Genomic DNA, 10904 nt, shown 5'->3' on the forward strand with positions numbered 1-10904 from the left:
GCCTCACAAAGTGTTCTTGAAATGGAATGACTTCGGCCGGGTCAGGTGTTCGTAGCCCACCGTTGATAGGGTGCAGCCGCGCCCGGACTGCTTGACGCCGGTCCAGGCCAGGGCCGGGTCCAGGTAATCGCAGCGGTTGAGGAACACGGTGCCTGCCTCGACCCGGTCCCCCAGCGCCAGGGCAGTGGTTTCGTCCCTGCTGAAGATCGCGGCAGTCAGGCCATAAGGGCTGTCGTTCATCAATGCTACGGCCTCGTCGTCGTCGCGCACCTTCTGGATGCCCACCACCGGGCCGAATGATTCCTCGTTCATCACCCGCATGCCGTGGTGGACATCGGTGAGTACCTGGGGTGCGAGGTAGGCGCTGCCGGGCTGGTCCAGGGCGAAGGTGTTCGGATCGAGATGGACTTTCGCGCCCTGCCCCACGGCTTCGCGTATCTGCGCCCGGACGAACTCCGCCGCTTCGCTGCGCACCAGTGGTCCGAGGGTGGTTTCCGGATCGTCGGAACGGCCCAGACGGTATTCCCCCACCAGCGCCACGGCCTTCTCGACGAAAGCGTCGTAGAGATCGGCATGCACGTAGATGCGCTCGATGCCACAACAGGACTGGCCGGAATTGAAGAAGGCGCCATCGATGGCGGTTTCCACGGCATGGCCGAGGTCGGCATCCGCGCGCACGTAGGCTGGGTCCTTGCCGCCGAGTTCCAGGCCGGAGCTGATGAAGCGCCCGGCCGCCGCGCGCTCGACCATGGCACCGCCTTCTACCGAGCCGGTGAAGGCCACATGACGAACCGGCTCGGCCTGGATCAGCTGTTCCGTGTCACTGTGGGTCAGGTGCAGGTACTGCAGCACGCCCAGCGGCAGGCCGGCTTCGACGAATGCCTCTGCCATCCGCTCTGCGCAGAGCGGTGTCTGCGCCGAGTGCTTGAGCAATACGCAGTTGCCCGCAAGCAAGGCCGGCACCACCGCGTTCACGGCCGTCAGGTAGGGGTAGTTCCAGGGCGCGATGACCAGCGCCAACCCCAGTGGTTCGCGGCGGATCAACCGGGTGAAGCCAGGTTTGTCCGGTAGACGGATATCAGCCAGGGCCGCTTCGGCGATATCCGCCATGTAGGTGGCCCGCTCCACGAAGCCACGAATTTCCCCAGGTGCATAGCGAATCGGCCGTCCCATCATCCAGCAGAGCTCTTCGGCCAGTTGCGCCTCACGCGCAGCGAATGCAGCGATGGCGCGGCGGGTGATCGCGACCCGTTCGGCCACGGGGGTTCCTTTCCAGGCTGCCCGTGCGAGTTCGGCACGCTCCAGCGCCGCCGCGATCTGCGTCGATGAGGCCCAGGGCCGCTCGACGTAGATCGAACCGTCGATGGGTGAGCGGGTCTGCAGCAGCTTGCTCATGGAACAGCTCCCTTGGTTGCCTTCCTTTCAAGCCTAGCCAACGCACTACTGGCCGAGGGTTTCCTTGAACAGCGCCTGCATGTCGGCCCAGGAGTTCTCGTCCGCCACCTCGTTGTAGCCCAAGTCCGGTCCTTTCTCGCTGCCGTGCCCGGCATGGCTCAGGCGGTCGGCATCTGGATTGGTGAAGCTGTGCTTGGCCTTCGGCTGGATCACCACACGGTAGTCGGCCTTGGCGTTGTCGAACTCTTCTTTGAACGTGGTGACCGAGGCCATGGGCACCAGAGTGTCCTTCTCGCCATGCTCCACCAGCACCTTGGCCTTGACCGCGCCCGGCTTGGCGGCGGAGGTGGCGGCCAGGACGCCGTGGAAACTGACGACGGCGGCCAGCGGCAGGCCTTCGCGAGCCATGTCCAGGACCACTTTGCCGCCGAAGCAGTAGCCGATGGCGGCCAACTTGTCGGGGTCGGTCTGCGGTTGCGCCTTCAGCAGGTCGAGCCCGGCGAGGAAACGCGCCTTGGCCGCCGGAGCGCTGGCCAGGGCAGCCTGCATGAAGGCCTGGGCATCGGCCGGGTGTTCGGTGTTCTTGCCCTCGCCATACATATCGATGGCGAGCGCGCTGTAACCGAGCGCGGCGAGATCGCGAGCGCGACGTTTGGAGTAGTCGTTCTGGCCCCACCATTCGTGAACCACGATCACCCCTGGCCGTTTGCCGACGACGGCATCGTCATAGGCGTAGTAGCCGATCAGGGATGTGCCGTCCGGGCCCTTGTAGGGAATTTCTGTGGCTTTGATTTCGGCCTGGGCGAGGCCGGCACCGAGGAGCAGCGCAAACAGGAGCGCGATTCTGGACATGCAGCATTCCTCCAACCTGAAGTGGTGAGAAACAACTGCATCCAGTGTCGCGGGTTTGCCGGATTTCGCCAGCGATCCCTGCAAAGACCCGCGCGGAGCGTCGATTGTGGGGGCGATTTCAATCGCTATGCGGACCGCAGGTGCGCCTATCCACTCGTCAGAGGGCAGCTGCGCTGCCCTAAGCGAATGAATTCGCCCCCACAAAGCAAGGCGATCCAGGGCGACGAGATCAGTCGCGATCGAGCAGATGGAATCGCGGCAACGAAAGCTTCCAGTGGATGGCCGCCAGGCGAATCAGCAGCACCACCAGCATGGCCGCCGCGGTGACCAGCCAACCCGGCAACGCCACCTCGCGCAGACCAAGGAAGACGAGGGAACCGGCGATGCAGGCGATTGCGTAGATTTCCTTCTGGAAGATCAACGGCACCTCGTTGCAGATGATGTCGCGCAATACGCCACCGCCCACACCGGTGATCACGCCCATGATCACTGCCGTGCCGGGCTGCAGGTTGTGCTGCAGGGCAACCTCGGTGCCATACACGGTGAACACCGCCAGACCGAAGGCGTCCGCGACCAGCAGACCGGTTTCATTGATCGGCTGTGTCAGGCGCACCCAGATCACAGTGCCGAGCGCTGCCAGGGACGCCACCAGGATGTAAGTGTCGTCGCGAATCCAGCTCACCGGGTGGTTGCCGAGGATGACGTCACGCAAGGTGCCGCCACCCAGGGCAGTGATGATTGCAATCACCAATACACCGAACAGGTCCATGGATTTGCGCCCCGCCATCAGGGCGCCGGTAATGGCGAAGACCGCTACGCCGAACAGGTCGGACAGGTAGAAGAGTTGCTCCATTCAGCGTCAGGCGCCGACCGGGGTACGCATGGTCACGAACTCTTCAGCGGCGGTCGGGTGCACACCGATGGTTTCGTCGAAGATGCGTTTGGTGGCGCCAGCCTTGATCGCCACGGCCAGGCCCTGGACGATTTCACCCGCCTCCGGGCCAACCATGTGGCAACCGAGGACTCGATCGGTCTCGGCATCCACCACCAGCTTCATCAGCGTGCGCTCCTGGTTTTCCGTCAGGGTCAGCTTCATGGGCCGGAAGCGGCTCTCGAAGACCTTGACCTTGTGGCCCTTGGTACGCGCTTGCTGCTCCGTCAGGCCAACGGTGCCGATATTCGGCAGGCTGAAGACGGCGGTTGGAATGTGGTCGTAGTCCACCGGCCGGTATTCCTCCGGCTTGAACAGGCGACGGGCCACGGCCATGCCTTCGGCCAGGGCGACCGGCGTGAGTTGCACGCGGCCGATCACATCGCCCAGGGCCAGGATGGAGGGCTCTGTGGTCTGGAACTGCTCATCCACCTTGATGAAGCCGCGCGCGTCCAGTTCCACTCCGGTGTTCTCCAGGCCCAGGTTGTCGAGCATCGGGCGGCGGCCGGTGGCATAGAAGACGCAGTCGGCTTCCAGGTGGCGGCCGTCCTTGAGGGTCGCCAGGAGGCTGCCGTCGGACTGTCGCTCGATTCGGGCAATGTCGGAATTGAACTGCAGGTTCATCCCCTTCCTGCCCAGCTCTTCGCGCAGGTGGTTGCGCACGGAGTCGTCGAAGCCGCGGAGGAAAAGCTCGCGGCGATAGAGCAAGGAAGTCTGCGCTCCCATGCCGTGGAAGATCGACGCGAACTCGACGGCGATATAGCCGCCGCCCACCACCAGCACGCGCTTGGGCAGTTTCTCGAGGAAGAAGGCTTCGTTCGAGCTGATGGCCAGCTCACGTCCGGGAATGTCGGGAATCTGCGGCCAGCCGCCGGTGGCGACAAGGATGTTCTTCGCGGTGCATCGCTGGCCGTCCACTTCCACGGTGTGCGGGTCCACCAGTCGGGCGTGGCCTTCCAGCAAGGTGACGCCGCTGTTGACCAGCAGGTTGCGGTAGATGCCGTTGAGGCGATGGATCTCGCGGTTCTTGTTGGTGATCAGGGTTTGCCAGTCGAAGTCGGCCTCATCGAGGCTCCAGCCGAATCCCTTGGCCTGCTCGAAGTCCTCGGCGAAATGGGCACCGTAGACCAGCAGTTTCTTCGGCACGCAGCCGACGTTGACGCAAGTGCCGCCCAGATAGCGGCTCTCGGCTATGGCCACACGGGCCCCGAAGCCTGCCGCGAAGCGCGCGGCACGCACGCCGCCGGAACCGGCACCTATGACGAAGAGGTCGAAGTCGTAAGCCATGGCAAATCTCCAGAAACAAGCCGCCAGCATACCGGAAGATCTGTCTCTGACCAGTTGCCGGGCCTATTCTTGAAGCATCGAGAAGGAGGTTGCCATGCACCCCACCCTCACCCATGTGGCCCTGCATGTACCGGAGCTGGAGGCCTGCGTCCGCTTCTATGCAGACTTCTGCGGGATGCGCGTGATACACGAGCGCGCGGGCAAGGGCTCGAAGATCGTCTGGATGGCCGAGCCCGGCAAGGAACACCAGTTCATCTTCGTGATCATGCCCGGCGGCCAGGACCGCCATCTTGCCGCTGACGACTACAGCCACCTTGGCTTCGCCGTGGACAGCCGCGAAAGGGTGGACGCCATCGCGGCCCAGGCCGAAGCGGCGGGCTGCCTGATCTGGCCCCCACGTGACGAGCCCTATCCCGTCGGCTATTACTGCGGCCTGCGCGACCCGGCGGGCAACTATGTGGAATTCAGCTACGGCCAGCCGTTGGGGCCGGGGTCGGAGGCGATGCCGATTCCCTAGGGAGCTCGGCGCTTCTGTTGTGGGGGCGATTTCAATCGCTATGCGGACCGCAGGTTCGCCCCTCACCCTTTGAAAGGGGCAGCGATGCTGCCCTCAGCGAATGAATTCGCCCCCACAGGAAAAAGCGAACACCTTGTGCCAAAAATGAAAAAGGCCGCCCGAAGGCGGCCTTTTCACGGGTTCAGCCCAATCAGTAGGCCTTGCCGGTCTTGTACAGGTTCTCGAAGCAGTAGTTGGTGGCTTCGATATAGCCTTCCGCACCACCGCAGTCGAAACGCTTGCCCTTGAATTTGTAGGCCAGCACGCAGCCGTCCTGGGCCTGCTTCATCAGGGCGTCGGTGATCTGGATTTCACCACCCTTGCCCGGCTCGGTCTGCTCGATGAGATCGAAGATGTCCGGGGTCAGGATGTAGCGGCCGATGATCGCCAGGTTGGACGGGGCATCTTCTGGCTTGGGCTTCTCCACCATGCTGTTCACACGGAAGATGTCGTCACGGATCATCTCGCCGGCGATCACGCCGTACTTGGAGGTTTCCTCGCGCGGTACTTCCTGGATGGCGACGATGGAGCAGCGGAACTGGTTGTACAGCTTGACCATCTGCGTCAGGACGCCGTCGCCTTCGAGGTTCAGGCACAGGTCGTCGGCCAGGACCACGGCGAAGGGCTCGTCGCCGATCAGCGGACGACCGCTGAGGATGGCGTGACCCAGGCCTTTCATTTCCACCTGACGGGTGTAGGCGAAGCTGCACTCGTCGATCAGGCGACGGATGCCGACCAGGTATTTCTCCTTGTCGGTGCCCTTGATCTGGTGCTCCAGCTCGTAGCTGATGTCGAAATGGTCCTCGAGGGCGCGCTTGCCACGGCCAGTCACGATGGAGATTTCGCTCAGGCCAGCGTCCAAGGCCTCTTCAACGCCGTACTGGATCAGTGGCTTGTTCACCACTGGCAGCATTTCCTTGGGCATCGCCTTGGTGGCCGGCAGGAAGCGGGTACCGTAACCGGCGGCGGGGAACAGGCATTTCTTGATCATTTCGATCCTTTGCGGTGGGTGTTATGGCGAATTGCCGCGCAGTCTAATCACGCGGCACTCGCCTTACAATGCCCGCTTGCGGGCCGTCCTATGCCGCGATAGAGAAACCCTGCTTCGACCAGCTGCGCCGGCTCGTAGAGGTTTCGTCCATCAAAGATCACGGGCATGCGCATAAGACCACGAACCCGCTCGAAGTTCGGTTGGCGGAACTGCTTCCATTCAGTGACCAGCACCAGCGCATCGGCGCCTTCCACCGCGCTGTAGGGAGAATCCAGCAATCGCAATTGCCCAGTTTCCAGCGCTTTCGGATAGCGCGCTGCGACGCCGGCATTGGCCACTGGGTCATGCGCCTGCACCCGCGCACCGGCCTGTAGCAGGGCCTCCAACAACACGAGGCTGGGCGCTTCGCGCAGGTCGTCGGTACCCGGTTTGAAGGCCAGCCCCCAGAGTGCGACCACCCTCCCCTGCAGGAATCCGTTGAAGTGCTCGCGCACCGTCTGGAACAGCAAGGTCTTCTGCAGGGCGTTGCGCGCTTCCACGGCGCGCAGGATGCCGGGCTCCATGCCTTCCTGTTCCGCGGTACGGATCAGCGCGCGCACATCCTTGGGGAAGCAGGAGCCGCCGTAGCCGCAACCCGCATAAATGAAGTGGGTACCGATGCGCTTGTCGCTGCCAATGCCTCGTCGCACGTCTTCGATGTCCACGCCAAGTCGCGTGCAGATGCCCGCCATTTCGTTCATGAAAGAGATCTTTGTCGCGAGGAAGGCATTGGCAGCGTACTTGGTGAACTCCGCCGCACGCACACCCATGGTGATGACTCGCTCGTGATTGCGCAGGAACGGCGCGTAGAGCCGGCGCAACTGCTCGCTGGAGCCTGGATCATCGCAGCCGATGATGACCCGGTCCGGACGCATGAAATCGTCAATGGCCGAGCCTTCCTTGAGGAACTCCGGGTTGCTCGCCACCTGCACCCGAAAGCCGAGGCCGCGCGATGCCAGACCCGCATGGATACGCTGGGAAACCCGCTCCGCCGTTCCCACGGGTACGGTGGATTTGTCGACCACAATGCACGGACGCCTGAGCACCGCGCCGAGTTCGTCGGCCACGGCCAGCACATGGGACAAGTCGGCGGAGCCGTCCTCACCGCTTGGAGTACCCACAGCGATGAAGATGATATCGGCCTGCAGGACGCCCTCTTCCAGCCGCGCGGCGAAGCTCAACTGGCCGCTGGCGAGATGTGCCTGGAGCATGGGTTCCAGGCCAGGTTCGTAAATCGGCACCTGACCCCGGGATAGGCGCGCCAGACGGAACGGGTCTCGCTCCACACAACTGACCTGGTTGCCCATTTCGGCAAAGCAGGTTGCCGTCACCAAACCCACATATCCCGCCCCAATCACGCATAGCCGCATGGATAGTCCTCCACCTGTGATAGGCGGATTCCATCCAAGGCTGATGGCAAGGCCGTGACGAGGGCGTGACAGATCAGAGAAACAGAGTGTTTCGGACCGTCTGTTCAGGATTCCTGTGGGAGTTCGTTCAGCTCAAGCTCCACCAGGGTCTCGTTACCCTCGTGGGCGACAGGCACGCCACTGTAGCTGGCGAGTGCTTCCCAATGCTGATCCAGCCCGGCCCCGATGGCAGCCAGGTGGTCGATCATGCGCCGTCCTGCGCTTTTAACCGCTGGGTCCTCACTACGCATCATCTCGAACGACATTTCGCTCATTGCCGCCGTGAGATGAGTGAGGCTGCGGGTCGTCAGGCTGAGCAAACGCACCAGGTGCTGCTCTTTCGATTCCATTCGATTCCTCTCCTGCGCCTGATCCATTCAGGTCCCCCTAACGCTAGCCGAAATTGCGCCACCACTTCGCCATGAAGGCGTTGCGCAGCTTCAGCCTTAGTCCGCTCGTGGGTTCAAAGGTTCTGCGATGCAGCAGATGACCCCTCATCCGCGGCAGGCCGGGCGATCATAAACCAGGAGTTGCGAAGGAGATATCGCCAGACACGAACAGGCCCGCACGTGGCGGGCCTGGGATTCGTAGTAGGTGGCCGGCGCTGGTTTCCGGCTTGCAAGGTTTATCAGGCATCTCACAGAAGCCAGTAACTCTTCTGCTTCACACGGCGTAAGGGCTGGATCTCATCTGGGAGATCTTTCTAACCGTGTACCCTTCGGAACGCGCCCCACGTTTCCTTGCTATCCGCTTGCGCATCAGTCTGCGTATCCACCTACTGATATTGAATTTAGCAAAGCCCTCTACTTCCGAAAGCGAGTTTTTAGATCAATTTCTTTCGGAGCCGGAATGGGCTGTAACTGAACGGACTCAGCATCCTGCACCTGCACGCAGGAACCGCGAGAGCGCGCAGAAGTTACTTGAGCAGAGGATGGTAAGAGACTGATTTTATTGGTGCCCGGAGCGGGACTCGAACCCGCAAGCCCAAAGGGCGAAGCATTTTAAGTGCTCTGCGTATACCGATTTCGCCATCCGGGCAGGAGGGGCATTGGTGCAGGGCGCTGATTTAAGCCCAAATAAAATTTCGAATCAATCACTTAGGCGTCGAACAGACAACTTGTGAGCAATCAGGTTCCACTGCCCAAGGGCTGAGCGCGCCGGGAGCTTCTGCGCGGCAGCGGCTCGGCCGTCGACCGCCCTCTGCGGGGCGCAAAGACCCCGGATAAATCGCCCCCGGCCGACATGTCGGCCGAGTGCTCAACCGGGGGCTTATGCGCGCTGGGCTGGAAACTGTGCGCTGCCTGGCAGGACGAGGAGCAGTCAGTTGCTCCAGTGAGGAAGGCTCAGCGATTAAACATCGCTGATGCCACAAGTACCTACATGAGCAACCCGGGCATAGGGGCGAGCTTCGCCCCTATGCCGATCCGTGGACCTGGTTTATTGGAAGCAGTCGGCCAGCTCATCATCCTAGCGTGTAGGACGTAAGGGTTGCTAAACGCCCTCGTCGGTGGATCAGGCGAGCTCCTGGATCAGCTCAGGATGCTTACCCAGGAGGCGGATCAGGACGGTGGCCTGGTCGTTCGGGGTGGATCGGCCCTGCTCCCAGTTCTTCAGAGTGGCCGGTTTGGCGTGAAGGGCATTCGCGAACACCGCCTGGGACATTTTCAGCTTCTTGCGGATCGCTTGGATTTCCTGGCCAGTGGCTGGCTCAAGAGGCTTGACCTCGACCTTGTGGGTACGCAGGGTCAGCTTGCCTTCGCGTTCCGCAACTAGGTCGTCGAAGCCTTGCATGAGTTCGGCAAAAATGTCGCGCTTGGTCATGGGATCGATCTCGCTTTGACTTCTCTATCCAGTGCCTCAATGCCTTGCGCTGGTCGTTGCTCAGGTCGTCCAGTTCGTCCTTGTCGTAGACGGTGAAGAGCCAGAACTGCGTTCCGATGTGCCAGTAGTAGTAGATGACCCGGATCCCGCCACGCCTGCCCTTGTTCCGCTTCGGGTCGGCGAAGCGGATTTTCCGTAGCCCGCCAGTGTGGGCAATCACCGCCCCTCTTCGGGGTTTTCCAAGAGCAACTGCTGGAACGCGCGGTATTCGTCGTCGTCCAGGTAGTCCTTTCGAATCCGTTCGAAGGTGGTCTTCTCAACGAAGAGTGCTTTCATATTACTGTACGCATCTTGCGTATAGCTTCGAAGGCACTCGCTTTGTGTGTCAAGCGAACTGCCGGCCAATTCGGGGCTACTGGTCCGATCATTTCTGATTGGGGGCCTCACGAAACGCCGATGCTAGTGGCGTCGATAGACATTCATGAGCGGCAAGGAACGCGAGTCATCGATCTCGATCGGCAACTCGTCAGCCAGGCGATTACACGTTTGGTCCCCTGAATTCAGCTGAACAGGCAAGCGTGGCGAACGCCTCGACAGACGCACTTGAATCGCCCATCCAACGCAATCGAGACGCATCCGCAATATGTCTTTACATTCCATTTACAATGATTATCATTTGTAAACGATTATTGATACTGGATTGCCATGATTCGTCAGTCACCCGTCCTTGAACGAATAGATCAAGGAGGTTTCGTCTTCGGCCTGCTCAATTCCGTGCCATCTCCCTTGCTCTGCGAGATGATCGCCCATGCGGGCTATCACTTCGTGATCCTCGACATGGAGCACCTTTTGCGCTCTGGGGATGAGCTGATGCATTGCCTGCGCGCCTGCGAGTCGGCCGGCATCTCGCCATGGCTGCGTGTGCCAGAAGTCGACGCCAAGCTGATTGGTCGTGCGCTCGACGCTGGCGTAGAAGCCATTGTGCTACCCCGCGTCGAAAGCGCCGAAGAAGTCTCCCGCGCTCTCTCGGCAGCATTCTTCCCGCCCCGGGGCACGCGCGGTATCACTGGCGGCAGAGTGACCGGCTTCGGTCGCCTGCCCCTGGCGTCCTATATCGAGAGAGCCAATCACGCACGCCCCATCGTACCGATGATCGAAAGCGCAGCCGGCGTTCAAGCCCTGCCTGAAATCCTTCAGTTGCCCGGGATTGGCATGGTTCTCGAAGGTGCGCTTGATCTGGCCCTTGACCTCCAACTAGGCCCGGACCCACTCCATCCGCGCGTCTGGCAGACCCTTCAGGATATGGCGCAAGCCTGCACCGCCGCCGGCGTCCCATTTTGCGCCAATCCACGTACCCCCGAACAACACCAGCATTGGCAAGCACTGGGTATTCGAAGCTATCTGGCCGGCGAAGACCGCGGCCTGCTGCATAGCGCGCTCAAGACACGCCTAGCCAGTCTTCAACCTTCCCCTAAGCCCTGAAGCTATTTGGATGATAAAGGAATATCAATTGCGCACCTCATCCCCTAATCCCCTGTTCCTGAAGATCGCACTTATTCCGCGGTCTCGACTCGCCCGCCACGTCCGGTCGCTTCTTGGGCCTAGGCGTTAGCAACCGCTTCT

The 10904-nt window shown here is 61.6% G+C and carries 10 protein-coding genes and 1 tRNA gene; 2 read left to right on the plus strand and 9 right to left on the minus strand.

Annotated elements, in window-relative coordinates; all coding sequences use genetic code 11:
• Positions 1 to 3: 3 nt before the first annotated feature.
• From DM872_RS04580 to gorA, 4 genes are all read right to left on the minus strand, one after another.
• Entirely contained in the window at positions 4 to 1395 is a 1392-nt protein-coding gene (locus DM872_RS04580; protein WP_179058354.1) for an aldehyde dehydrogenase family protein, read from the minus strand.
• Between the two features lie 45 nt (positions 1396 to 1440).
• A complete protein-coding gene (locus tag DM872_RS04585) occupies positions 1441 to 2247 on the minus strand; it encodes a dienelactone hydrolase family protein (RefSeq protein WP_179058355.1) in 807 nt (268 codons plus the stop codon).
• Between the two features lie 229 nt (positions 2248 to 2476).
• Positions 2477 to 3100: a trimeric intracellular cation channel family protein gene (locus tag DM872_RS04590; RefSeq protein WP_077526565.1), complete on the minus strand. Its 624-nt coding sequence runs from the start codon at positions 3098 to 3100 to the stop codon at positions 2477 to 2479.
• Positions 3101 to 3106: 6 nt separating this feature from the next.
• A complete protein-coding gene (gorA, locus tag DM872_RS04595; RefSeq protein WP_179058356.1) occupies positions 3107 to 4465 on the minus strand; it encodes a glutathione-disulfide reductase in 1359 nt (452 codons plus the stop codon).
• Positions 4466 to 4559: 94 nt separating this feature from the next.
• Here gorA and DM872_RS04600 point away from each other — a divergent pair, with 94 nt between their 5' ends.
• Positions 4560 to 4982: a VOC family protein gene (locus tag DM872_RS04600; RefSeq protein WP_179058357.1), complete on the plus strand. Its 423-nt coding sequence runs from the start codon at positions 4560 to 4562 to the stop codon at positions 4980 to 4982.
• A 190-nt stretch (positions 4983 to 5172) separates the two neighbouring features.
• Here the strand turns inward: DM872_RS04600 and galU are convergent, their stop codons facing one another.
• The 5 genes from galU to DM872_RS04625 all read right to left on the minus strand — a co-directional run bounded on the left by galU (position 5173) and on the right by DM872_RS04625 (position 9281).
• Positions 5173 to 6012, minus strand: a complete 840-nt coding sequence (gene galU, locus DM872_RS04605; protein ID WP_077526560.1) for a UTP--glucose-1-phosphate uridylyltransferase GalU — start codon at positions 6010 to 6012, stop codon at positions 5173 to 5175.
• Positions 6013 to 6059: 47 nt separating this feature from the next.
• Positions 6060 to 7421, minus strand: a complete 1362-nt coding sequence (locus DM872_RS04610) for a UDP-glucose dehydrogenase family protein (RefSeq protein ID WP_179058358.1) — start codon at positions 7419 to 7421, stop codon at positions 6060 to 6062.
• Positions 7422 to 7525: 104 nt separating this feature from the next.
• Entirely contained in the window at positions 7526 to 7810 is a 285-nt protein-coding gene (locus DM872_RS04615) for a hypothetical protein (protein WP_077526556.1), read from the minus strand.
• Positions 7811 to 8412: 602 nt separating this feature from the next.
• Positions 8413 to 8498, minus strand: a tRNA-Leu gene (locus tag DM872_RS04620).
• 474 nt (positions 8499 to 8972) lie between these two features.
• Positions 8973 to 9281, minus strand: a complete 309-nt coding sequence (locus DM872_RS04625; protein WP_179058359.1) for a helix-turn-helix domain-containing protein — start codon at positions 9279 to 9281, stop codon at positions 8973 to 8975.
• 705 nt (positions 9282 to 9986) lie between these two features.
• Here DM872_RS04625 and DM872_RS04635 point away from each other — a divergent pair.
• On the plus strand, positions 9987 to 10763 hold the full coding sequence (locus tag DM872_RS04635; protein WP_179058360.1) for an HpcH/HpaI aldolase family protein: 777 nt from the start codon (positions 9987 to 9989) through the stop codon (positions 10761 to 10763).
• Positions 10764 to 10904 lie beyond the last annotated feature (141 nt).

The organism is Pseudomonas taiwanensis, assembly GCF_013393345.1.
GTDB classification, from domain to species: Bacteria; Pseudomonadota; Gammaproteobacteria; order Pseudomonadales; family Pseudomonadaceae; genus Metapseudomonas; species Metapseudomonas resinovorans_C.

Coding starts and splice junctions, on each gene's coding strand:
- DM872_RS04580 (WP_179058354.1), bottom strand. CDS start 1,395: ATGAGCAAGCTGCTGCAGACCCGCTCACCCATCGACGGTTCGATCTAC.
- DM872_RS04585 (WP_179058355.1), bottom strand. CDS start 2,247: ATGTCCAGAATCGCGCTCCTGTTTGCGCTGCTCCTCGGTGCCGGCCTC.
- DM872_RS04590 (WP_077526565.1), bottom strand. CDS start 3,100: ATGGAGCAACTCTTCTACCTGTCCGACCTGTTCGGCGTAGCGGTCTTC.
- gorA (WP_179058356.1), bottom strand. CDS start 4,465: ATGGCTTACGACTTCGACCTCTTCGTCATAGGTGCCGGTTCCGGCGGC.
- DM872_RS04600 (WP_179058357.1), top strand. CDS start 4,560: ATGCACCCCACCCTCACCCATGTGGCCCTGCATGTACCGGAGCTGGAG.
- galU (WP_077526560.1), bottom strand. CDS start 6,012: ATGATCAAGAAATGCCTGTTCCCCGCCGCCGGTTACGGTACCCGCTTC.
- DM872_RS04610 (WP_179058358.1), bottom strand. CDS start 7,421: ATGCGGCTATGCGTGATTGGGGCGGGATATGTGGGTTTGGTGACGGCA.
- DM872_RS04615 (WP_077526556.1), bottom strand. CDS start 7,810: ATGGAATCGAAAGAGCAGCACCTGGTGCGTTTGCTCAGCCTGACGACC.
- DM872_RS04625 (WP_179058359.1), bottom strand. CDS start 9,281: ATGACCAAGCGCGACATTTTTGCCGAACTCATGCAAGGCTTCGACGAC.
- DM872_RS04635 (WP_179058360.1), top strand. CDS start 9,987: ATGATTCGTCAGTCACCCGTCCTTGAACGAATAGATCAAGGAGGTTTC.